This is a genomic window from Kineococcus sp. AC630, assembly GCF_979255925.1.
Genome location: NZ_CEEDMJ010000005.1, coordinates 75,713 through 98,494, shown reverse-complemented (window position 1 = coordinate 98,494; position 22,782 = coordinate 75,713). Strand labels below are relative to the sequence as shown.

The window sequence follows — 22,782 nt, the reverse complement described above, 5'->3', positions numbered from 1 at the left end:
CATGCGCCACCTGCTCTCCGCCGCCGACCTCGACCGCGACGCCGCCGTCCGCGTCCTCGACGTCGCCGAGGAGATGGCCGCCACCCAGCGCCGGGAGATCAAGAAGCTCCCCACGCTGCGCGGGCGGACCGTCGTGAACCTCTTCTTCGAGGACTCCACCCGCACCCGCACGTCCTTCGAGGCCGCCGCGAAGCGCCTCAGCGCCGACGTCATCAACTTCTCCGCCAAGGGCTCCAGCGTCTCCAAGGGCGAGAGCCTCAAGGACACCGCGCTGACGCTGGAGGCCATGGGCGCGGACGCCGTCGTCGTCCGGCACGGCTCCTCCGGCGCCCCGCACCGCCTCGCGCACGCGGGCTGGACGAAGGGCGCGGTCGTCAACGCCGGCGACGGCACCCACGAGCACCCCACCCAGGCCCTGCTCGACGCCTACACGATGCGTCGTCACCTCCGCGGCGGCACGGGTGACCTCGAGGGCGCGAAGGTCGTCATCGTCGGCGACGTCCTGCACTCCCGGGTCGCCCGCTCCAACGTCCTGCTGCTGCACACCCTCGGCGCGCAGGTCACGCTCGTCGCGCCGCCGACGCTGCTGCCCGTGGGGATCGAGGACTGGCCGTGCGCCTCCTCCCACGACCTCGACGCGACCCTGCGCGAGCGCGACCCCGACGCGGTGATGATGCTGCGCGTGCAGGCCGAGCGGATGGACGCCTCCCAGGGGTCGTTCTTCCCCTCCGCGCGGGAGTACAGCCGTCGCTACGGCCTGGCCCGCACGCGGCTCGAACTGCTCAACGACCACGCGATCGTGATGCACCCCGGCCCGATGAACCGCGGGCTGGAGATCTCCGCCGAGGCGGCCGACTCGGTCCGCTCCACCATCGTCGAGCAGGTCGGCAACGGCGTCGCGGTGCGGATGGCCGTCCTCTACCTGTTGCTGGCCGGCGAACTCCCGGGAGGGGACGCGTGAACACCACGATCATCCGCAACGTGAGACCGCTGGGCGGCGAGACGACCGACCTGCTGCTGCGCGACGGCCGCATCGACGCGATCGGGCCGGGGCTCAGCGCCGAGGGCGCCACGGTGCTCGACGCCACGGGACTCATCGCGCTGCCGGGTCTCGTCGACCTGCACACCCACCTGCGCGAACCGGGCCGCGAGGACGCCGAGACCGTCGAGTCCGGCACCCGCAGCGCGGCCCGCGGCGGGTACACCAGCGTCTTCGCGATGGCCAACACCTTCCCCGTCGCCGACACCGCCGGGGTCGTCGAGCAGGTCCAGCGCCTCGGCGAGGAGGCCGGCTGGGTCGACGTCCGTCCCGTCGGCGCCGTCACGGTCGGTCTCGCCGGGCAGCAGCTCGCCGAACTCGGCGCCATGGCCGACTCCCGTGCGGGGGTCCGGGTCTTCTCCGACGACGGGCACTGCGTCTCCGACGCCGTCCTGATGCGCCGGGCGCTGGAGTACGTGAAGGCGTTCGACGGCGTCATCGCCCAGCACGCCCAGGAACCCCGCCTCACCGAGGGCGCGCAGATGAACGAGGGCACCGTGAGCGCCGTCCTCGGCCTGCGCGGCTGGCCGAGCGTGGCCGAGGAGGCGATCATCGCCCGCGACGTGCTCCTCGCCGACCACGTCGGCTCGCGCCTGCACGTCTGCCACCTCTCCACCAAGGGGTCCGTCGACATCGTCCGCTGGGCCAAGGCGCGCGGGGTCCAGGTCACGGCCGAGGTCACCCCCCACCACCTGCTGCTCACCGACGAACTCGTCCGGGGCTACGACCCGGTCTACAAGGTCAACCCGCCGCTGCGCACCCAGGCCGACGTCGAGGCCGTCCGCGAGGGTCTGGCCGACGGGACGATCGACGTCGTCGCCACCGACCACGCGCCGCACCCGGTCGAGGCCAAGGACTGCGAGTGGTCCGCCGCGGCCATGGGCATGACCGGCCTGGAGACCGCGCTGAGCGTGGTCCAGCACACGATGGTGGACTCCGGCCTCATCGGCTGGGACACCCTCGCCGACCGGATGTCGTTCGCCCCCGCGCGGATCGGCCGGCTCGCCACCCACGGTCAGCCGCTGGACGTGGGCAGCCCCGCGAACCTCGTGCTGCTCGACCCCGCCGCGCGCTGGACCGTCGACCCCGCCGCGATGGCCACCGCCGGGCGCAACTCGCCCTTCCGGGACATGGAGCTGCCCGGCCGGGTCGTCGCGACCTTCCTGCGCGGACGCGCGACCGTCCTCGGCTCGCAGCTGGTGGACGCGTGAAGGTCCTCGCGGTGATCGTCCTCGTCGCGGCGCTGCTGGTGCTGTGGCGGATGATGTTCATGGGCTACCGCGGCCGGGCGTTGCGCCAGCGGCGCGACCTGCCGCGACCGGTCGGGTCCAGGGACTGGAAGGCCATGAGCCGCTCCGTCGAGGGGATCTACGTCTCCACGACCGACGCGGAGAACGCCCTGGACCGGATCGCCGCCCATGGGCTCGGCAGCCGCAGCGCGGTGCAGCTCGGCTTCGTCGAGGAGGGCATCGGGTTCCTGCGCCAGGGCGCGCGCTCGTTCGTCGTCCCGATCGGAGACGTCCTCGGCGTGGGCCACGGGCCGGGCATGGTCGGCAAGTGGATCGGCAAGGAGAAGGGGCTCATCGTCCTCCGCTGGAAGCTGGGGGACAGGGTCGTCGACACGGGAGTGAAACCGCGACACCCCGCCGAGGGTGCGGCGTTCGCGGAGCAGGTGGAGGAACTCGTGCGCAAGCACAAGAACACGAAGAACCCCGGAGGTGCCCAGTGAGCGATCGCGTTCCCGCCGTGCTCGTCCTCGAGGACGGCCGCACGTTCCACGGACAGGCCTACGGCCGCGTGGGTCAGACCGTCGGTGAGGCGGTGTTCTCCACCGGCATGACCGGCTACCAGGAGACGCTGACCGACCCCAGCTACCACCGCCAGGTCGTCGTCATGACCGCCCCGCACGTCGGGAACACCGGCTACAACGACGAGGACCAGGAGTCGGGCCGGATCTGGGTCGCCGGCTACGTCGTCCGCGACCCCGCGCGCACCCCCTCGAACTGGCGCTCGCAGCGCGGTCTCGGCGAGGAGCTCGACGCCCAGGGGGTCGTCGGGATCTCCGGGGTCGACACCCGCGCGCTGACCCAGCACCTGCGCGAACGCGGCGCGATGAAGGTCGGGGTGTTCTCCGGCGACGCCGCCGCGACGTCGCCCGCGGACCTGCTGCAGGCCGTGCGGGACGCCCCCGACATGGAGGGCACCGACCTCGCCTCGCTGGTCAGCACCGACGTGGACTACGTCGTGCCGGCCGTGGGGGAGCGGCGGTTCTCCGTCACGGCCGTCGACCTCGGCATCAAGTCGATGACCCCGCACCGCCTCGCGGAACGCGGGATCGACGTGACCGTCGTGCCCTCGACCGTGACCCTGGAGCAGGTGCTGACCTCCGGGCCGGACGGGAGCGCCCCCGACGGGGTGTTCTTCTCCAACGGCCCGGGCGACCCGGCCGCCGCGACCCACGAGATCGAGGTCCTGCAGGGGGTGCTGGAGCGCCGGATCCCGTTCTTCGGGATCTGCTACGGCAACCAGCTCCTCGGCCGCGCGCTCGGGTTCGGGACCTACAAGCTCAAGTACGGCCACCGCGGGATCAACCAGCCGGTGATGGACCTCACGACCCGCAAGGTCGAGGTCACCGCGCACAACCACGGTTTCGCCGTGGACGGGAGCGCCGGGGAGGTCCGCGACACCCCCTACGGGCGGGCCGAGGTCAGCCACGTCGGTCTCAACGACGGCGTCGTCGAAGGGCTGCGCTGCCTGGACGCCCCGGCGTTCTCCGTGCAGTACCACCCGGAGGCGGCGGCCGGTCCGCACGACGCCTCGTACCTGTTCGACCGGTTCGTCGACCTCATGGCGAACCCGGTGCACGACGACAACGAGAAGGACGCCTGATGCCCCGTCGCACCGATCTGAAGTCGGTCCTCGTCATCGGGTCCGGGCCCATCGTCATCGGCCAGGCCGCCGAGTTCGACTACTCCGGGACCCAGGCCTGCCGCGTGCTGCGCGCCGAGGGGCTGCGCGTGATCCTGGTGAACTCCAACCCGGCGACGATCATGACCGACCCGGAGATGGCCGACGCGACCTACGTCGAGCCGATCACCCCCTCCGTGGTCGAGGCGATCATCGCCAAGGAACGTCCGGACGCGGTGCTGGCGACCCTGGGGGGCCAGACCGCGCTGAACACCGCGATCGCGCTCTACGAGAACGGCGTCCTCGAGAAGTACGGCGCGGAACTCATCGGCGCCGACGTCGACGCCATCAAGCTCGGCGAGGACCGCCAGCTGTTCAAGGGCGTCGTCGAACGCTGCGGTGCGGAGTCCGCGCGCAGCCACCTCTGCCACTCGATGGACGAGGTCCTCGCCGGGGCCGCCGACCTCGGCTACCCCGTCGTCGTGCGCCCCAGCTTCACCATGGGCGGTCTGGGTTCGGGTTTCGCCTACGACGAGAACGACCTCCGGCGCATCGCCGGTCAGGGGCTGCACCACTCGCCCGTGACCGAGGTGCTCCTCGAGGAGTCGATCATGGGCTGGAAGGAGTACGAGCTCGAACTCATGCGCGACCGCGCCGACAACGTCGTGGTCGTCTGCTCGATCGAGAACTTCGACCCGATGGGCGTCCACACCGGCGACTCCATCACCGTCGCGCCCGCGATGACCCTCACCGACCGCGAGTACCAGCGGATGCGCGACATCGCCATCGCCGTCATCCGCGAGGTCGGCGTCGACACCGGCGGCTGCAACATCCAGTTCGCGGTGAACCCCGCCGACGGCCGCATCATCGTCATCGAGATGAACCCTCGGGTGTCGCGTTCCTCCGCGCTGGCGTCGAAGGCGACGGGGTTCCCCATCGCCAAGATCGCCGCCCGCCTCGCCGTGGGCTACACCCTCGACGAGATCCCGAACGACATCACCCGGTCGACCCCGGCCAGCTTCGAGCCCTCCCTCGACTACGTCGTGGTCAAGGTCCCCCGGTTCGCCTTCGAGAAGTTCCCGGCCGCCGACCCCACGCTGACCACGACGATGAAGAGCGTCGGCGAGGCCATGGCGCTGGGCCGCAACTTCACCGAGGCGCTGCAGAAGGCGCTGCGCAGCACCGAGAAGCGCGGTGCGCAGTTCTCCTGGGCGGGTGACCCGGGGGACCGTGCGGACCTGCTGCGCCGCGCCGCGCAGCCCACCGACGAACGCATCGGGCTGGTCATGCAGGCCATCCGCGCGGGCGCGACCCCGGCGGAGCTGTTCGAGTCCACCCGGATCGACCCGTGGTTCCTGGACCAGCTGTTCCTGCTCGACGAGATCGCCGTCGAGGTCCGCGAGAGCGACGAACTCACCCCGGACCTGCTGCGTCACGCCAAGCGGCACGGGTTCTCCGACCTGCAGATCGGCGAACTGCGTCACCTGCCCGAGGACGTCGTCCGCGGCGTCCGGCACGCGCTGGGGATCCGGCCCGTCTTCAAGACCGTCGACACCTGCGCCGCCGAGTTCGCGGCGAGCACGCCGTACCACTACTCCAGCTACGACGAGGAGGACGAGACCCGCCCCCGCGAGAAGGAGGCGATCCTCATCCTCGGCTCCGGCCCCAACCGCATCGGGCAGGGTGTGGAGTTCGACTACTCCTGCGTGCACGCGAGCTTCGCGCTGCGCGACGCCGGGTACGAGACCGTCATGGTCAACTGCAACCCCGAGACGGTGTCGACGGACTACGACACCTCCGACCGCTTGTACTTCGAACCGTTGACCCTCGAGGACGTCCTCGAGGTCGTGCACGCCGAGATGCGGTGCGGCCCGGTCAAGGGCGTCATCGTGCAGCTCGGTGGGCAGACCCCGCTGGGCCTCGCCGCCAAGCTCGAGGAGGCGGGCGTCCCCATCATCGGGACCTCCCCGCAGGCCATCGACCTCGCCGAGGAGCGCGGCGCCTTCGGCCAGGTGCTGGAACGCGCCGGGCTGGTCGCCCCCAAGCACGGGACGGCGTCGAGCTTCCCGGGCGCCAAGGCGATCGCCGCCGAGATCGGCTACCCCGTCCTCGTCCGCCCGAGCTACGTCCTCGGCGGCCGCGGGATGCAGATCGTCTACGACGAGGCCTCCCTCGAGGAGTACATGCGGACCGCGACCGAGGTGTCGCCGGAACGTCCCGTGCTCGTCGACCGGTTCCTCGACGACGCCATCGAGATCGACGTCGACGCGTTGTTCGACGGCGAGGAGATGTACCTCGGCGGGATCATGGAGCACATCGAGGAGGCCGGCATCCACTCCGGCGACTCGGCCTGCGTCATCCCGCCCGCGACGCTCGGGAACTCCGAACTCGCCCGGGTCCGCACCGCGACAGAGGCCATCGCCCGCGGGGTCGGGGTGCGGGGTCTGCTCAACGTGCAGTTCGCCCTCGCCGCCGACATCCTCTACGTCCTCGAGGCGAACCCGCGGGCCTCGCGCACCGTGCCGTTCGTCTCCAAGGCCACCGGGGTCGCACTGGCCAAGGCCGCAGCACGGTTGATGGCGGGCACGTCGATCCGGGACCTCCGGACCGAGGGTCTGCTGCCGTCGCGGGGCGACGGTGGGCTGCTGCCGGCGGACTCGCCGGTGTCGGTGAAGGAAGCGGTGCTGCCGTTCGCACGGTTCCGCACCGCCGAGGGCGTCGTCGTCGACTCCCTGCTCGGGCCGGAGATGCGCTCGACCGGTGAGGTCATGGGCATCGACGTCGACTTCCCGACGGCGTTCGGGAAGTCGCAGACCGCCGCCTACGGCGGGTTGCCGACGGAGGGGACCGCGTTCATCTCGGTCGCCGACCGGGACAAGCGCGCGATGATCTTCCCGATCAAGCGCCTCGCCGACCTCGGGTTCACCCTGGTCGCCACCGAGGGCACCGCGCAGGTGCTGCGCCGCAACGGGATCGCCTCCACCGTGGTGCGCAAGCTCACCGAGGGCGTGGGGGAGGACGGGGAACCCACGATCGTCGGGCGCATCGGGGACGGCGAGATCTCGATGGTCGTCAACACCCCCTCCGGCAACCAGGCCCGCGCCGACGGCTACGAGATCCGCGCCGCCGCCACCGCGGTCGGAGCCCCGATCATCACGACGATCCAGGAGCTCTCCGCCGCGGTGCAGGCCATCGAGGCCTACCGCAACGGCGGCGGACGGAACGTCGCGTCGCTGCAGGAACACACCGCGCGGCTCGTCGCCGCCTGGGACGGGTTCCGCGCGTGACCACGACGGCGCGCTTCGGGGAGCGCCTCGCCGAGGCGATGGCCGCGCACGGTCCGCTCTGCGCGGGCATCGACCCGCACGCCCCGCTGCTCGCGGCGTGGGGCCTGACCGACGACGCCGCGGGCGTCGAACGGTTCGGCCGCACGGTCGTCGAGGCGCTCGCCGGGAACGTCGCCTGCGTCAAACCGCAGGCGGCGTTCTTCGAACGGCACGGCTCCCGGGGGGTGGCGGCGCTGGAACGTGTCGTCGCCGACGCCCGGGCGGCGGGTCTGCTGACGATCGTCGACGCCAAGCGCGGGGACATCGGCTCGACCATGGCCGCCTACGCCGACGCGTTCGTGGGTGACTCGCCGCTGGCCGGGGACGCCGTCACGGTCTCGCCCTACCTGGGGTTCGGGTCGTTGCGCCCGGTTCTGGACCTGGCCGCGGCGAACGGCCGGGGCGTCTTCGTGCTGGCGCTCACTTCGAACGCGGAGGGGGCCGGCGTCCAGCACGCGCTCGGTCGCGACGGTCGCTCCGTCGCCCGGGCCGTCGCGGAGTCGGCGGCGCGGGAGAACTCCGGCGCGCTGCCCTTCGGCGACGTCGGTCTCGTCGTCGGCGCGACCGTGGGTTCCGCCGTGGGGGACCTGGGCATCGACCTCGACGCCGTGAACGGTCCGCTGCTGGCCCCCGGGGTCGGCGCGCAGGGCGCGACCGCGCAGGACCTGCAGCGGGTGTTCGGCCACGGGCGCCGGTTGGTGCTCGCGTCCAGTTCGCGGGAGGTCCTACAGGCCGGGCCCGACGTGACGGCCCTGCGCGACGCGGCCCGGCGCAGCGCGGACGCGGTCGGGGCGGCGCTGGCCCGCTAGCGGCAGCCCCGCCGCTCACTACGATGGACGGGTGCTCCTGCGACACCCCGGCGAGACCTGCTGATGCCCTCGAAGGAGATCGCCCGCGGACTCGCGGCCCTCACGGTGACGGCCGTCGAGGTCGGTCACGACGAGCTCGAGGCGCGGCGTCAGGTCGGCGCCTTCCTGCGCGGTCTCTCGCTGGACCCGGTGACGATCCTGCGCGAGGCCGTCGCGGCCGTGGCCGAGCTCGCTCCGGCGGAGATGCGGGTCGCGGGCGGCGAACGGCAGCTCCTCGCCGCGCTGGAGGCCCGCGCCTGGCTGGAGCGGATGACCGTCGACACCGCGAGCGGCACCCCTCTCTGACCCGTGATCCCGCGGGGAATCCCGCGAGATCGCGGGTCGGGGGAGGTGTTCACCGTGAGGTGGTTGTGTGGTTGCTGAGAGTGGCTAGGTTGCTCCCGATCACGGAACCGACCGGGGGGACCCACTCATGCGCCACGCCCGACTGCTGAGCGGGGGCGCGTTCGCCCTCGTCGTCGCGAGCCCACTGCTCACCGCCCTGCCCGCCGCGGCGACCGGCTGCGCCGCGCCCACGCAGGCCGTCGGGGCCGTCCAGGGGAGCGGCGACGTCAGTCCTCTCGCCGGCCGGACCGTCACCGTGAGGGGGACCGTCGTCGGCGACGTCCCCGGGTTGTCCGGCTTCTACCTGCAGGACGGCGGGGACCGGGACCGCGCGACCTCCGACGGCGTCTTCGTGTACGCGCCGGACGCCGCGGTCGACCTCGGGGACACGGTGACCGCGACCGGCGCGGTGAGCGAGTACTCCGGGCAGACCCAGGTCTCGGCCCGCGGCGGCGTCACCACCGTCTGCGCCGAGGGATCGGCGAGGAACCTGCCGAAGGCCGCGAAGCTGGACCTCCCCGCCGACCCCGCCGCCCGCGAGCGCCTCGAGGGCATGCTCGTCGCCCCGGCCGACACGCTGACGGTCAGCGAGGTCTACGACCTCACCCGCTTCGGGGAACTGACGCTCTCCGAAGGCGGCCGGCTCGTCCAGCCCACCGAACTGGCCCGCCCGGGCTCGCCCCGCGCGCAGCGCATCGCGACGGACAACGCGAACTCCAGCATCGTCCTCGACGACGCCTCCAGCGCCCGCACCAGCACGACGGAGCGGCCCTACCTCTCGGCCACCACCCCCGTCCGGGTGGGCGACGTCGTGCGGTTCCGCGAACCGCTCGTCCTCGGCCACGGGTTCGACGCCTGGCGGTTGCAGCCCGCCGACGGCACCGCCGACGGGGTGTTCACGGCCCAGGACACCCGGGAACGCCGCCCCGACCGCGTCGGCGGGGACGTGCAGATCGGGGCCTTCAACGTCCTGAACTACTTCCTGACCTTCACGGGCCCGGACGCACGGGGGGCCGCGGACCAGGCGGGACTCGACGCCCAGGCCGCCAAGATCGTCCCCGCGATCAGGGCCCTCGGTGCCGACGTCGTGACCCTCATGGAGATCGAGGACACCGACTCCACCGGACTCACCCCCGGCAACGCCGACACCGCGCTGGCCGACCTCACGCGCCGGCTGAACGCGGCGGGCGGCGGGCACTGGTCCTACGTCCCGATGCCGGCCGAGCTGTACGGGGTGCAGCGCGACGCGATCCGCAGCGCCATCGTGTACCGCGACGACACCGTCCGGGCGCTCGGCGCCCCCGTCGGCCTCGTCGACGAGAGCGTCTGGTCCAACGCCCGCGAACCGCAGGCGCAGACCTTCGTGCAGGTCGGGCGGGGGAGGACCGACCGGTTCACCGTGGTGGCGAACCACTTCAAGTCCAAGGGTTCCGGTGACGACGCCGTCGGCGACGACGCCGACTCCGGCGACGGGCAGGGAGCCTGGAACGGTGACCGGGTGCGCCAGGCCGCGTCGCTGGCCGGGTTCGCGGACCGGTTGCGCCGCAGCACGGGTGACCCCGACGTCGTCCTGCTGGGCGACTTCAACTCCTACACGCGTGAGGACCCGATCGAGGAACTGCGTCACGACGGGTTCACCGACCTGGGCTCGAGGTTCGACGCCGGTCGCTACAGCTACGTCTTCGACGCCCTCTCCGGTTCTCTCGACCACGCGCTGGCCACCCGGGAGCTGACGCGGAAGATCACCGGCGTGGCGCACTGGAACGTCAACTCGGTGGAGTCCTTCGCCTACGAGTACGACGGGGACCCGGCGCTGTACGCGGCGAACCCCTACCGCTCCAGCGACCACGACCCCCTGGTGATCGGCGTCGACCTGGAGCGCTGACGGGGACCCGGCGACCCGTTCCCGGAGCCCGCGGGGAGGACCACCCGGGGCGGGTGGGGACCCCCTCCCGTTGCAGGGCTGTGAACAGGGTGGATAGGTTCAGCCGAACTCCTCCTGGTGTTCGTCCGCTCGACCGGGCGACACCGCAGAAACTCGAGTGGACGACCCGAGGTGACTACGTGGCTCTGCCTCCCCTGACCGCCGAACAGCGCGCCGCTGCGCTGGAGAAGGCGGCTGCCGCCCGCCGGGAACGCGCCGCGGTGAAGCACCGCCTGAAGTACACCGGCGGCGACCTCGAAGAGGTCATCAAGGACGGCCAGGAGAACGAGGTCCTGGGCAAGATGAAGGTCTCCGCGCTGCTGGAGTCGTTGCCGAACGTGGGCAAGGTCCGCGCGAAGCAGATCATGGAGGAGATCGGGATCTCGGAGTCGCGCCGCGTGCGGGGCCTCGGGGCGCACCAGATCGCCGCCCTGGTCGACCGGTTCGGGAACCACCGCTCCCCGGACCACGCCGCCGGGAGCCCCTCCTGAACGCTGCGGCCCCGCGCCTGACCGTCCTGGCCGGCCCCACGGCCGTCGGGAAGGGCACCGTCTCCGCCGACCTCCGCACGCGCTACCCCGAGGTCTGGATCTCGGTGTCGGCGACGACCAGGGCCCAGCGCCCCGGTGAGGTCGACGGGGTGCACTACCACTTCGTCTCCGAGGACGTCTTCGACGGCTACGTGCGCGACGGCGAGCTGCTGGAGTGGGCCCGCGTCCACGGCCGCCACCGCTACGGCACGCCGCGTCGTCCCGTCGCCGACGTGCTGGCCTCCGGTCGACCGGCGCTGCTGGAGATCGACCTCGCGGGCGCCCGCCAGGTCCGGGAGTCGATCCCCGTCACCGGCCTGAACGCCCAGTTCGTCTTCCTCGCCCCGCCCAGCTGGGACGAACTCGTCCGCCGCCTGGTCGGTCGCGGGACGGAGTCGGAGGAGGAGCGCGAGCGCCGCCTGGCCACCGCGAAGGTCGAACTGGCGGCCGAACCGGAGTTCGACGTGACCATCTACAACGACGACGTGCGCCGGGCGACCGACGAGCTCGTAGGATGCATGGGTCTACCGGTCCACCCTGCGTGATGGACCGGACGCTTTCGAACCGAGGAGAACCATCGTGGCTGGAACCGTCGCAGCGCCCGAGGGCATCACCAACCCGCCCATCGACGACCTGCTGACGGCCGCCGACTCCAAGTACGCCCTGGTCATCTACGCCGCCAAGCGCGCGCGTCAGATCAACGCGTACTACTCCCAGCTGGGCGAGGGCCTGCTGGAGTACGTCGGTCCGCTCGTCGAGACCCACGTGCAGGAGAAGGCGCTGTCCGTCGCCATGCGTGAGATCAACGAGGGTCTGCTGACGTCGGAGCCGATCGAGCAGCAGTGAGCACCACCCGTGGCCCCGCGAACGGCCCGCGCGTCGTCCTCGGGGTCGCGGGAGGCATCGCCGCGTACAAGGCGGCGCTGCTGCTGCGCGAGCTGACCGAGTCCGGGCACGACGTGACCGTCGTGCCCACCGCGGCCTCCGAGCACTTCGTCGGGCGCGCGACGTGGGAGGCGCTGTCCGGGAAGCCGGTCGCCACCGACGTCTGGAGTCACGCCGACGAGGTCCCCCACGTCCGGCTGGGCCGGCACGCGGACCTCGTGGTCGTCGCCCCCGCGACCGCCGACCTGCTGGGTCGGGCGGCGCACGGCCTCGCCGACGACCTGCTGACCAACGTGCTGCTGACGGCGACCTGCCCGGTGCTGCTGGCCCCGGCGATGCACACCGAGATGTGGCTCAACCCGGCCGTCCAGGCCAACGTCGCGCTGCTGCGCTCGCGCGGGGTCACCGTGCTGGAGCCGGCCTCCGGTCGCCTCACCGGCGCCGACACCGGCCCCGGGCGCATGCCCGAACCCGCCGACATCGCCGCCGCCTGCCGCCGCCTGCTGGCTTCCGGGCCGCGGTCCTACGACCTCGCGGGGCGACGGGTCGTCGTCTCCGCGGGCGGGACCCGCGAACCGCTGGACCCGGTGCGCTTCCTCGGCAACCGCTCCTCGGGGCGCCAGGGGGTCGCGCTCGCCGCGGCCGCCGCCGCGCGGGGCGCGGTCGTGACCCTCGTCGCCGCGCACGTCGAGGTCCCCGACCCCGCTGGCGTCGAGGTCGTCCACGTCGCGACGGCCGCCGAGCTGGGGGAGACCGTCCGGGCCCTGGCCGCCTCCGCCGACGTCGTCGTGATGGCCGCGGCCGTCGCCGACTTCCGCCCCGCGACCCGCGCCGGCAATAAGATCAAGAAGTCCGAGGACCCGGCCCGCGACCCGGTCGTGGTGCTCGAACGCACCGACGACGTCCTCGCCGGGCTGGTCCGCGCGCGCGCCGGCGCCGCACCGGTGATCGTCGGGTTCGCCGCCGAGACGGGGGACGAGACCGGCACCGTCCTCGAGCACGGCCGGGCGAAGCTGGCCCGCAAGGGCTGCGACCTGCTGGTGCTGAACGAGGTGGGGGAGGCGAAGGGCTTCGCGACCCCCACGAACGCCGTCACGATCCTCGGCGCCGACGGTTCCGAGCGCGAGGTGCCGGAGGCGAGCAAGGACGTCGTGGCCGACGCGGTGTGGGACGCCGTGGTGCCTATGCTGACGTCCGCCGTCACACTGACGACGTGAAGGACCCGTTTGGAGACTGGAGCCCCGTGACGACCCCGCTTCGCCTGTTCACGTCCGAGTCGGTCACCGAGGGCCACCCGGACAAGATCTGCGACCAGATCTCCGACGGGATCCTCGACGCGCTGCTGGCCCAGGACCCCAGGAGCCGGGTCGCGGTGGAGACGATGGTCACGACCGGCCTCGTGCACGTGGCCGGCGAGGTCACCACCGAGGCCTACGCCGACATCCCCACGATCGTGCGCCGGACGTTGCTGGACATCGGCTACGACTCCTCGGCGAAGGGTTTCGACGGCCGTACCTGCGGCGTCGAGGTCTCGATCGGCTCGCAGTCCCCGGACATCGCCCAGGGCGTCGACTCGGCGTGGGAGAACCGCCAGGACGGCGGCGGGGGAGACCCCCTCGACCTGCAGGGCGCCGGTGACCAGGGCCTGATGTTCGGCTACGCCTGCGACGAGACCCCCGAGCTCATGCCGTTGCCGATCCACCTGGCCCACCAGCTCTCGCAGCGGCTCTCGGAGGTGCGCAAGAAGGGTGAGATCCCCTACCTGCGTCCCGACGGCAAGACCCAGGTGACGGTCGGCTACGACGGCGACAAGGCCGTCCGCCTCGACACCGTCGTGCTCTCCACCCAGCACGAGCCGGACGTGGACCTGATCAAGACGCTGACCCCGGACGTGCGCCGCTTCGTCATCGAACCCGTGCTGGAGGGTCTCGACCTCGACACCTCCGACATCCGCCTGCTGGTGAACCCGACGGGCCGCTTCGAGATCGGCGGCCCGATGGGCGACGCCGGTCTCACCGGCCGCAAGATCATCGTCGACACCTACGGGGGCATGTCCCGCCACGGCGGCGGCGCGTTCTCCGGCAAGGACCCCTCGAAGGTCGACCGCTCCGCCGCGTACGCCATGCGCTGGGTCGCGAAGAACGTCGTCGCGGCCGGTCTCGCGACCCGCTGCGAGGTCCAGGTCGCCTACGCCATCGGCAAGGCGCAGCCCGTCGGGCTCTACGTGGAGACGTTCGGCACCGAGAAGGTCCCCCGCGCCCGCATCGAGTCCGCCATCCGCGACGTGTTCGACCTGCGTCCGGCGGCCATCGTGCGCGACCTGCAGCTCCTGCAGCCGATCTACGCCCAGACGGCCGCCTACGGCCACTTCGGCCGGGAACTGCCCGGGTTCACCTGGGAGCGCACCGACCGGGTCGAGCAGCTGCTCGCCGCGACGGGTGCCTGACCCTCACCCGACCGTGTCCGCTGACCACGACGCTCAGCCCGCGCTCGACGGGCTGAGCGTCCCCGCGGTCGCTCCGGCGAAGAAGAAGCCGGCCGCGAGGAAGAAGACCCTCGAGGGGGTCGCGGAGACCGACCCGGTCGCGCGAATCCTGGTGAGTTCGCAACTGCCGCACCTGGACCGGCCCTTCGACTACCTCGTGCCCGCGTCGATGGAGAACACCGCCGAACCGGGACGCCTGGTCCGCGTCCCGTTCGCGGGCACCGACGCCGAGGGGTACGTCCTCGAGCGGCTCGCCGAGAGCGAGCACCCGGGCCGCCTCGCCCGGCTGCGGCGCGTGGTCTCGGGCGTGCCGGTCCTCACCCCCTCCACGCTGGAACTGTGCCGACGCGTCGCCGCGGAGTACGCGGGGACGCTGTCCGACGTGGTCCGCCTCGCCGTTCCCGGCCGGCACGCCGCCGCCGAGGAGTCGGTGCTGAGCGCCGACCCCGTCGTGCACGAACCCGTCGTGCTGGGGGAGGACCTGCACGGGTGGGAACGCCACAGCGCCGGACCCGCCTTCCTCACCCACGTCCGCGACGGCGGGTCACCGCGGGCCGTCGCCACCTTCGCACCGGGGACGGACCCGTTCGCGGCGCTCGCGGTCGCCGCACGCGCGACGCTGGCCTCGGGGCGGACGGCGCTGCTCGTCGTCCCCGACCACCGCGACCTCGACCGGTTGTCGCAGGCGCTGAAGCGCATCGTCCCGGAGGGACACGTCCGCCTCGAGGCCGACGCCGGACCGTCGCCGCGCTACCGGGCCTTCCTGCAGGCCCTCACCGGCCGCACGCGGATCGTCGCGGGCACCCGGGCCGCGGTGTTCGCCCCGCTGCCCAACCTGGGGCTCATCGCGGTCCTCGACGACGGCGACGACTCCCACGCCGACCAGCGCGCCCCTTACCCCCACGTCCGCGAGGTCGCGGTGCTGCGCGCCGAGCAGACCGGCGCCGCCGCGCTGTTCGCGGGCCGGACCCGCACCGCCGAGACGCAGCTGCTGCTGGAGTCCGGCTGGGCGCGTCCCGTCCTCGCCTCCCGCGACACCGTCCGCTCCTCCTCGCCGCGCATCTCCGTCGCCGGGACGAGCGGCTTCGACGCCCAGGACCCGCTGGCGGCGGCGGCGCGACTGCCCTCCGACGGGTGGCGGGTGCTGCGCGACGCCGTGCGGCGCGGGCCGGTGCTCGTCCAGGTGCCGCGGACCGGCTACGTCCCCACGCTGGCCTGCCAGACGTGTCGCGATCCTGCCCGGTGCACGTCCTGTCACGGCCCGCTCGCCGTCACCGACGCGGGGGAGCGCGCCTCGTGCCGCTGGTGCGGCCGGCCGGCGACGGACTGGGTGTGCCCGAACTGCGGCGACGGCCGGTTCCGGGCGGTGGTCACCGGGGCCCGCCGCACCGCCGAGGAGCTCGGCCGGGCCTTCCCCGGCGTCGACGTCCGCACCTCGGGCGGCTCGCAGGTCCTGGACACCGTGCCGGACAAGCCGTCGCTGGTGATCTCCACCCCGGGCGCCGAACCGGTCGTGGCGACCGGGTACGCCGCGGCGCTGCTGCTCGACGGGTGGGCCCTGCTGGCCCGCCCGGACCTGCGCGCGCAGGAGGAGGCGTTCCGGCGCTGGACGAGCGCCGCCTCCCTGGTCCGTCCCGCCGCCGAGGGTGGGGCGGTCGTGGTCGTCGCCGATCCCCAGGCCGCGGCGGTGCAGGCCCTCGTGCGCTGGGACCCGGCGGGCTTCGCCGAACGGGAGCTGGCCCAGCGCCGCGAGCTCGACCTGCCCCCGGCGGCGCGCTTCGCCGGTCTCATCGGGGTCGCCGCCGACGTCGAGGACTTCGTCGAGGCGCTGCCCGAGCTGCCCGGGGTGCGGGTGCTCGGACCCCTGCCCGTGCCGGACCGGCCCGGTCACGCACCGATGGTCCGCAGCGTCGTGCGCGTGCCGCGGACGGAGTCGGCCGCGCTGTCGGCCGCGGTGAAGAACGTCACCGCCGGTCGCAGCGTCCGCAAGCTGCCCCTGGTGCGGGTTCGCATGGACCCCCTCCAGATCGGCTGACCGCGCGCCATCGCCGTGACGGGTGAAGGATCGCCCCCGTGGACTTCCGACACCTCGGCCGCTCCGGCCTGAAGATCAGCGAGATCACCTACGGCAACTGGCTCACCCACGGGTCCCAGGTCGAGAACGAGGCGGCGATCGCGTGCGTGCACGCCGCCCTCGACGCGGGGATCACCACCTTCGACACCGCCGACGTCTACGCCAACACCGTCGCCGAGACCGTCCTCGGGCAGGCGCTGAAGGGGCAGCGACGGGAATCCCTGGAGATCCTCACCAAGGTCTTCGGCCCCATCGGCCCCAAGCAGCACAACGACACCGGCCTCTCCCGCAAGCACGTGATGGAGGCCTGCGAAGGGTCGCTGCGCCGCCTCGGGACCGACCACATCGACCTCTACCAGGCGCACCGCTATGACTACGCGACGCCGCTGGAGGAGACGATGCAGGCCTTCGCCGACCTCGTGCGGCAGGGGAAGGTCCTCTACGTCGGGGTCAGCGAGTGGACCTCCGAGCAGCTGCGCGCCGGCGTCGAACTGGCCGGGAAGCTCGGCTTCCAGCTCATCTCCAACCAGCCGCAGTACTCGATGCTGTGGCGGGTCATCGAGGAGGAGGTCGTCCCGACCTCGAAGGAACTCGGTGTGTCCCAGGTGGTCTGGTCGCCCATCGCGCAGGGCGTGCTGACCGGCAAGTACGTCCCGGGCGGCAAGCTGCCCGAGGGCTCGCGCGCCACCGACACCAAGGGCGGCGCCGACATGATCAAGCGGTTCATGCGCGACGACGTCCTCTCCCGGGTGCAGGAGCTCAAGCCGATCGCGGCGGAACTCGACCTCTCGATGGCGCAGCTCGCCGTGGCGTGGGTCCTGCAGAACGAGAACGTGGCGACCGCGATCATCGGGGCCTCGCGCCCGGAGCAGGTCGCCGACAACGCCGGGGCGGCCGGTAAGACGATCCCGGCCGAGGTGCTGGCCCGCATCGACGCCGTCCTCGGTGACGTCGTCGAGCGCGACCCGGCCAAGACCCACGAGTCCTCGCCCAAGCAGCGCGAGGTCTGATCCCCGCGCCCGGGCTCAGGACTCCTGGTGGGGGCGCGGGACCGGGGTGAACGCGCGGGTGTCCCAGGAGGACCACGAGGTCTGCGGGGTCCGGGCGACGGGGCGGGTGGAAGCCAGGCGCAGGTCGGCCTCCACCCGTGCCGCCCGGGCGCGCGGGCGCACCACGGCGAGGTCGACGAAGGCGCCGACCACGGCCACGAGCATGAGGATCCACCCCACCGTCGCCACGTCGACGACGTCGAGGTCGACGTGCACGGCGAAGGCGAGGATCGCGCCGATCGTGAGCAGGCAGCAACTGTTTCCGGTTCGCACGACCCCACCCTCCGCGGTCGCAACGGTGGAACCCGCCCCGGCTCACCCGCCCGCCGCAGGAGGGTCCCTCCGTAGGCGGCCGTGGCAGCACGCAGAGCCACCGGTCGCGACGGGGCGTGGCTGCGCGTCGTCGTCGACGGTCACCACTGGCCCGTAGACTCGACGCCGCACCCAGCCGTTCCACTTCCAGGGAGCCTCGTGGCGATCCAGCCCATCCGACTCTTCGGGGACCCCGTCCTCCGCCAGCGCGCGGAGGAGGTCACCACCTTCGACAAGGAGCTGCGGCAGCTCGTCAAGGACCTCGAGGAGACGATGCTCGCCGCCCCCGGGGCGGGGCTCGCGGCCCCGCAGCTCGGGGTGTCGCTGCGCGTGTTCACCTACAACGCCGACGACGAGATCGGGCACCTGATCAACCCCGTCCTCGACCTCTCCGAGGAGTGCCAGGAAGGTGACGAGGGCTGCCTCTCGTTCCCCGGGATCGTCGCCGACACCCGGCGTTCCCTGCACGTGGTGGCCAAGGGCTTCGACATGCACGGTGAACCGGTCACGATCTCCGGCTCGGAGTTCAAGGCGCGGGCCATCCAGCACGAGACCGACCACCTCGACGGCATCCTCTTCATCGACCGCCTCGACAAACCGCAGCGCAAGCTGGCGTTGAAGGCCGTGCGCGAGGCCGAGTGGCTGGGTCTGGAGACGCCGCAGATCAAGGTCTCCCCGCACGACACCTTCGGTCAGGCGAGGTAGTGCGCCTCGTCGTCGCCGGAACCCCCGACGTCGCCGTCCCCGCCCTCGACGCGCTGCTCGCCAGCCGGCACGAGGTCGTGGCCGTGCTCACCCGTCCCGACGCGGCCGCCGGTCGCGGCCGTCGCCACGCCGCCTCGCCCGTGGCGCTGCGGGCCCGCGAGGTCGGACTCCCGCTCCTGCAACCGGTGAAGCCGCGCGGTGAGGAGTTCCTGGCCCAGCTGCGCGAGCTGGCGCCGGACGCCTGCCCGGTCGTGGCCTACGGGGCCCTGGTGCCGCGCGCGGCGCTGGACGTCCCGCGCTTCGGCTGGCTGAACCTGCACTTCTCGCTGCTGCCCGCCTGGCGCGGAGCGGCGCCCGTGCAGCGCGCGGTGATGAACGGTGACGACGTCAGCGGCGCGTGCGTCTTCCAGCTCGAGGAGGGGCTGGACACCGGTCCGGTCTACGCCTCGTTCGCGGATCCCGTCGGCCCCACCGACACGTCGGGGGACCTGCTGTCCCGGTTCGCGGAGCGCGGGGCCGCGTTGCTGGTCGACGTGCTCGACGCGATCGAGGACGGCACCGCCCACGCCGTCCCGCAGCCGTCCGAGGGGGTGTCGCTGGCGCCGAAGATCAGCGTCGAGGAGGCCCGGATCGACTGGACGGCGAGCGCCGCCGAGATCGACCGCCGGGTCCGCGGCTGCACCCCCGAACCGGGCGCCTGGACGACGTTCCGCGGCGACCGCGTCAAGGTCGGCCCGCTCGTCCCGGGCCCGGAGGACGTGCCCGCGGGGCGCATCGTGGTGGAGAGGAAACGGGTCCTGGTGGGTTCTGCCCAGGGCTCCGTGGCGCTGGGCACCGTCCAGCCCGCGGGCAAGAAGGCGATGAACGCGACCGACTGGGCGCGTGGGATCCGGCCGGAGCCGGAAGAGGAGTTCTCGTGACCGGACCGAAACTGGGAACAGGTCAGCAGCAGACCCCGCGCACCGGGGTCAAGCAGGACCGCTTCACCCGCGTCGACGAGTCGCGCAAGGTCGCCTACGAGGTGCTGCGCGCGGTGTCCGGGGACGACGCCTACGCCAACCTCGTGCTGCCGAAGCTGTTGCGCGCGAGGAAGTTGAACGGCCGCGACGCCGCGTTCGCGACGGAACTCGCCTACGGCGTCCTGCGCGGTCAGGGCACCTACGACGCGCTGCTCGCCACGCTCGTCGACCGCCCCTTCGCCGAGCTCGACGCCGGGGTCCTGGACATCCTGCGCATGGGCCTGCACCAGCTGCTGGCCATGCGGGTCCCCGACCACGCCGCCGTCGCGACCTCCGTCGCGCTCGCGCGCAACGTCGTGGGCGGCGGGCCGTCCGGCCTGATCAACGCCGTGCTGCGCAGCGCCGCCGGCCGTGACCTCGACGCCTGGATCGCGGAGGTCGCGAGCACCGGTCGTGAGGACGACGACCTCGCGCTGCGCTACTCCCACCCGCAGTGGATCGTGCGCAGCCTGCGCGAGGCGTTGAAGGCGCACGGGCACGAGGTGGGCGAGCTGGAGGACCTGCTCACCGCCGACAACACCCCCGCCCAGGTCGCCGTCGCCGCCCTGCCGGGGTTGTCCGAACCCGAGGACCTCGTGGGGAAGGCGTCCTTCCTCGAGGTCGTCCCCGGCCGCTGGGCGCCGACGGCGGTCCAGCTCGTCCACGGCGACCCGGGCAAGCTGCCTTCGGTGCGCGGCGGGCGGGCCCGGGTGCAGGACGAGGGGTCGCAGATCGTCGCCCTGGTGCTCGCCGCCGCGGACGTCGAGGGGCGCGACGAGCGCTGGCTCGACCTGTGCGCCGGGCCGGGCGGCAAGGCGGCCCTGCTGGCCGCGACGGCCGCCGGGCGGGGAGCCGCGCTGACCGCGGTCGAGCTCGCCCCGCACCGCGCCGACCTGGTGCGCCAGGCCCTCACCGCGATCCCCGGCGAGGTCGAGGTCCGGGTCGGCGACGGGCGCACCGTCGGATCCGAGGAACCCGCGAGCTACGACCGGGTGCTCGTCGACGCGCCCTGCACGGGCCTCGGAGCCCTGCGCCGCCGCCCGGAGGCCCGCTGGCGCCGCACGCCCGCCGACCTCGGCGAGCTCGGTCCGCTGCAGCGCGAGCTGCTGGCCTCGGCGCTGGACGCGGTCCGCCCCGGGGGGGTCGTCGCCTACGCGACGTGCTCGCCGGTGCTGAGCGAGACCCGCCTCGTCGTCGACGACGCGGTGAAGGCCGCGAAGAAGCGCGGGGTCCTCGTCGAACGTCTCGACACCCCGGCGGTGCTCGAGCGGGTGGTGCCTGGGATGCCTTCCGCCGCAGCGGGTCAGGCCGTGCAGCTGTGGCCGCACACGCACGGGACGGACGCCATGCACGTCGCGCTGCTGCGCCGCGTCAGCTGATCCCACCCGACGGGAGGCGGGGCCGGTGCGCCCGGGCGGAGGGGGCGTGGGAGGTTTCGGGGGTGAACTCCGCCGAGAAGGCCGCACGACTGCGGCAGCTGCACGCCGATCCCGAACTCCTCGTCCTGGTCAACGTCTGGGACGCGGTCTCCGCCACCGTCGTCGCGGGTGAACCGCAGACCAAGGCGCTGGCCACCGCCGGCCACTCCATCGCCGCCACCTTCGGCTACGGCGACGGCGAGCAGATCCCGCTCGACCTCGCGCTCTCGCTCGTCGAGCGCATCGTCGTCGCCGCCGGTGACCTGCCCGTCTCCGCCGACCTCGACGGTGGCTACGGCAACGCGGGGGAGACCGTCCGCAAGGCCATCGGCGTGGGCGTCGTCGGCGCCAACGTCGAGGACCAGCTGCGACCGCTGGCCGACTCCGTCGCCAACGTCGAGGCCATCATCGCCGCCGGTGAGGCCGAGGGCGTCCCGTTCGTCCTCAACGCCCGCACCGACGCGTTCGCCAAGGGCGGCGACCGACCCGCCGACGTCGTCCTGGCCGACGCGATCGAACGCGGCCGGGCCTACCTCGCCGCCGGGGCCACCACCGTCTTCGTGCCGGGCATGCTCGACGAGGACACCGTCACGCAGCTCGTGGCCGCCTTCGGCCCGCAGAAGCTGTCGGTCATCGGGTTCCCGAGCCTGCCGGACCAGGCCCGCCTCGCGGAGCTGGGCGTCGCGCGCATCACCTACGGTCCGCTGACCCAGCGGGTCGCGCTGACCGCCCTGCAGGACGCGGCCCGCGGGATCTACGCCGGTGGCGGCATCCCCGAGGGCACCCGACCGCTGAACTAGTGACGCCGAACCGGTGACATCGCTCCCGGATCGCCGGGAGCGGTCACACCCGTGAGCGCCGGTGGGCGAGGATGAGTTCCGTGACCTGGATCGAAGACCTCGCCCACCGCGCCGACGCCGTGCTGCCGGACTACGTGTCGGAGTACTACCACTCCTACGCCGGCGACGGTTCCTGCGGACGCGAGGGGATCGCCGACTGGAACGCGCTGCGGTTGCGGCCCAGCGTGCTGCGCGACGCGTCGATCCAGAGCACCGCCACCCAGGTCCTCGGGACGCCGGTCGCGGCCCCGATCCTGGTGGCCCCGATGGCCCAGCAGGTCGGTGCCCGCCCCGAGGGCGAGGTGCTGACCGCCCAGGGGGCGGCCAAGGCCGGGACCCTGCTCGGGGTCTCCACCAACACCGGCGCGACGTTCTCCGACATCGCCGCCCAGGGCGCGCCCTGGTGGTACCAGGTCTACGTCGCGCGCGACCGCGAGGCGACGCGCCTGCTCGTCCAGCGCGCCGCCGAGGCCGGGGCCGGGGCCCTCATCCTCACCGTCGACACCACCCCGATCGGCCGCGAGATCCCGGCGATCGACCCGCGCAACTGGCCCGCCGGCCCGCGCAAGAACCGCACCGCGAACCTCACCGCCGACGAGCTCGACCGGTTCGGCGCCGACACCGACATGGCCCTCGACCTGACCCCCGACACCATCGGCTGGCTCGCCGAGACCTCGGGCCTGCCGGTGCTCTGCAAGGGCGTGCTGACCGCCCGTGACGCGCGCCGCTGCGTCGACGCCGGGGCCGAAGGGATCATCGTCTCCACCCACGGCGGTCGCCGCCTCGGCAACTCCGTCACCTCCGCGTACGCACTGCCCGAGATCCTCGCCGAGGTGGGGTCCGAGGTCGAGGTGCACGTCGACTCCGGCATCCGCGGCGGAGCCCAGGCCGCGGCGGCGATCGCCCTGGGCGCCAAGGCCGTCCACATCGGCCGCCCGGTCATGTGGGGTCTGGCCGCCGACGGGGCCGACGGGGTCGCCGCGGTGCTCGCGACCTACCAGGCGGAGTTCGTCACCACCCTGCGTCAGATGGGGATCGGCTCCGTGCACGACCTCGCGCCGCGCGACGTCGTCGTCCGCCGCTGACGCGGGGGGATCG

21 protein-coding genes are annotated in these 22,782 nt (G+C 73.0%); 20 read left to right on the top strand and 1 reads right to left on the bottom strand.

What is annotated here, in order from left to right:
* The first annotated feature begins 1 nt into the window (after window position 1).
* The 15 genes from AC0I8G_RS07035 to AC0I8G_RS06965 all read left to right on the top strand — a co-directional run bounded on the left by AC0I8G_RS07035 (window position 2) and on the right by AC0I8G_RS06965 (window position 17,373).
* Window positions 2-961: an aspartate carbamoyltransferase catalytic subunit gene (locus AC0I8G_RS07035; RefSeq protein ID WP_471729410.1), complete on the top strand. Its 960-nt coding sequence runs from the start codon at window positions 2-4 to the stop codon at window positions 959-961.
* Window positions 958-2,250, top strand: a complete 1,293-nt coding sequence (locus tag AC0I8G_RS07030; protein WP_471729287.1) for a dihydroorotase — start codon at window positions 958-960, stop codon at window positions 2,248-2,250. Before AC0I8G_RS07035 ends, AC0I8G_RS07030 begins: the two co-directional genes overlap by 4 nt.
* Window positions 2,247-2,768: a PH-like domain-containing protein gene (locus AC0I8G_RS07025; RefSeq protein WP_471729286.1), complete on the top strand. Its 522-nt coding sequence runs from the start codon at window positions 2,247-2,249 to the stop codon at window positions 2,766-2,768. Before AC0I8G_RS07030 ends, AC0I8G_RS07025 begins: the two co-directional genes overlap by 4 nt.
* On the top strand, window positions 2,765-3,928 hold the full coding sequence (carA, locus tag AC0I8G_RS07020; RefSeq protein WP_471729285.1) for a glutamine-hydrolyzing carbamoyl-phosphate synthase small subunit: 1,164 nt from the start codon (window positions 2,765-2,767) through the stop codon (window positions 3,926-3,928). Before AC0I8G_RS07025 ends, carA begins: the two co-directional genes overlap by 4 nt.
* Window positions 3,928-7,233: a carbamoyl-phosphate synthase large subunit gene (carB, locus tag AC0I8G_RS07015; protein ID WP_471729284.1), complete on the top strand. Its 3,306-nt coding sequence runs from the start codon at window positions 3,928-3,930 to the stop codon at window positions 7,231-7,233. The genes carA and carB overlap by 1 nt, the downstream gene beginning before the upstream one ends.
* Complete coding sequence (pyrF, locus tag AC0I8G_RS07010) at window positions 7,230-8,081, top strand: orotidine-5'-phosphate decarboxylase (protein ID WP_471729283.1); 852 nt, start codon at window positions 7,230-7,232, stop codon at window positions 8,079-8,081. Before carB ends, pyrF begins: the two co-directional genes overlap by 4 nt.
* A 63-nt stretch (window positions 8,082-8,144) precedes the next feature.
* A complete protein-coding gene (locus tag AC0I8G_RS07005; protein WP_380156664.1) occupies window positions 8,145-8,426 on the top strand; it encodes a hypothetical protein in 282 nt (93 codons plus the stop codon).
* Window positions 8,427-8,553: 127 nt separating this feature from the next.
* Entirely contained in the window at window positions 8,554-10,350 is a 1,797-nt protein-coding gene (locus AC0I8G_RS07000; protein ID WP_471729282.1) for an ExeM/NucH family extracellular endonuclease, read from the top strand.
* Window positions 10,351-10,529: 179 nt separating this feature from the next.
* Window positions 10,530-10,880, top strand: a complete 351-nt coding sequence (mihF, locus tag AC0I8G_RS06995; protein ID WP_471729281.1) for an integration host factor, actinobacterial type — start codon at window positions 10,530-10,532, stop codon at window positions 10,878-10,880.
* Window positions 10,877-11,464 carry a guanylate kinase gene (gmk, locus tag AC0I8G_RS06990; RefSeq protein WP_471729409.1) on the top strand — a complete coding sequence of 196 codons (588 nt, stop codon included), beginning with the start codon at window positions 10,877-10,879 and terminating at the stop codon, window positions 11,462-11,464. Before mihF ends, gmk begins: the two co-directional genes overlap by 4 nt.
* A 34-nt stretch (window positions 11,465-11,498) precedes the next feature.
* Window positions 11,499-11,765, top strand: coding sequence for a DNA-directed RNA polymerase subunit omega (rpoZ, locus tag AC0I8G_RS06985; protein ID WP_328295920.1), 267 nt, complete (start codon window positions 11,499-11,501; stop codon window positions 11,763-11,765).
* Window positions 11,762-13,021, top strand: a complete 1,260-nt coding sequence (gene coaBC, locus AC0I8G_RS06980; protein WP_471729280.1) for a bifunctional phosphopantothenoylcysteine decarboxylase/phosphopantothenate--cysteine ligase CoaBC — start codon at window positions 11,762-11,764, stop codon at window positions 13,019-13,021. The genes rpoZ and coaBC overlap by 4 nt, the downstream gene beginning before the upstream one ends.
* Window positions 13,022-13,047: 26 nt before the next feature.
* Entirely contained in the window at window positions 13,048-14,250 is a 1,203-nt protein-coding gene (metK, locus tag AC0I8G_RS06975) for a methionine adenosyltransferase (protein ID WP_471729279.1), read from the top strand.
* Window positions 14,251-14,263: 13 nt separating this feature from the next.
* Window positions 14,264-16,324, top strand: coding sequence for a primosomal protein N' (locus AC0I8G_RS06970; RefSeq protein ID WP_471729278.1), 2,061 nt, complete (start codon window positions 14,264-14,266; stop codon window positions 16,322-16,324).
* 38 nt (window positions 16,325-16,362) lie between these two features.
* Window positions 16,363-17,373: an aldo/keto reductase family protein gene (locus AC0I8G_RS06965; RefSeq protein WP_471729277.1), complete on the top strand. Its 1,011-nt coding sequence runs from the start codon at window positions 16,363-16,365 to the stop codon at window positions 17,371-17,373.
* Window positions 17,374-17,388: 15 nt separating this feature from the next.
* On the opposite strand, the gene AC0I8G_RS06960 is transcribed toward AC0I8G_RS06965, so the two are convergent.
* On the bottom strand, window positions 17,389-17,685 hold the full coding sequence (locus AC0I8G_RS06960) for a DUF6458 family protein (protein ID WP_380256296.1): 297 nt from the start codon (window positions 17,683-17,685) through the stop codon (window positions 17,389-17,391).
* Between the two features lie 198 nt (window positions 17,686-17,883).
* Here AC0I8G_RS06960 and def point away from each other — a divergent pair, with 198 nt between their 5' ends.
* The 5 genes from def to AC0I8G_RS06935 all read left to right on the top strand — a co-directional run bounded on the left by def (window position 17,884) and on the right by AC0I8G_RS06935 (window position 22,769).
* Window positions 17,884-18,429, top strand: a complete 546-nt coding sequence (gene def, locus AC0I8G_RS06955) for a peptide deformylase (protein ID WP_328295926.1) — start codon at window positions 17,884-17,886, stop codon at window positions 18,427-18,429.
* Window positions 18,429-19,349: a methionyl-tRNA formyltransferase gene (fmt, locus tag AC0I8G_RS06950; RefSeq protein WP_471729276.1), complete on the top strand. Its 921-nt coding sequence runs from the start codon at window positions 18,429-18,431 to the stop codon at window positions 19,347-19,349. Before def ends, fmt begins: the two co-directional genes overlap by 1 nt.
* Window positions 19,346-20,806 (top strand): RsmB/NOP family class I SAM-dependent RNA methyltransferase, encoded by a 1,461-nt coding sequence (locus AC0I8G_RS06945; protein WP_471729275.1) that lies wholly within the window; start codon window positions 19,346-19,348, stop codon window positions 20,804-20,806. The genes fmt and AC0I8G_RS06945 overlap by 4 nt, the downstream gene beginning before the upstream one ends.
* A 62-nt stretch (window positions 20,807-20,868) precedes the next feature.
* Window positions 20,869-21,645: an isocitrate lyase/PEP mutase family protein gene (locus AC0I8G_RS06940; protein WP_471729274.1), complete on the top strand. Its 777-nt coding sequence runs from the start codon at window positions 20,869-20,871 to the stop codon at window positions 21,643-21,645.
* A gap of 80 nt (window positions 21,646-21,725) precedes the next feature.
* On the top strand, window positions 21,726-22,769 hold the full coding sequence (locus AC0I8G_RS06935) for an alpha-hydroxy acid oxidase (protein WP_471729273.1): 1,044 nt from the start codon (window positions 21,726-21,728) through the stop codon (window positions 22,767-22,769).
* The last annotated feature ends 13 nt before the right edge of the window (window positions 22,770-22,782 follow it).

Excerpts from the sequence above, each read along its gene's own strand:
- AC0I8G_RS07035 (WP_471729410.1), top strand. The coding sequence starts at position 2 with ATGCGCCACCTGCTCTCCGCCGCCGACCTCGACCGCGACGCCGCCGTC.
- AC0I8G_RS07005 (WP_380156664.1), top strand. The coding sequence starts at position 8,145 with ATGCCCTCGAAGGAGATCGCCCGCGGACTCGCGGCCCTCACGGTGACG.
- AC0I8G_RS07000 (WP_471729282.1), top strand. The coding sequence starts at position 8,554 with ATGCGCCACGCCCGACTGCTGAGCGGGGGCGCGTTCGCCCTCGTCGTC.
- carB (WP_471729284.1), top strand. The coding sequence starts at position 3,928 with ATGCCCCGTCGCACCGATCTGAAGTCGGTCCTCGTCATCGGGTCCGGG.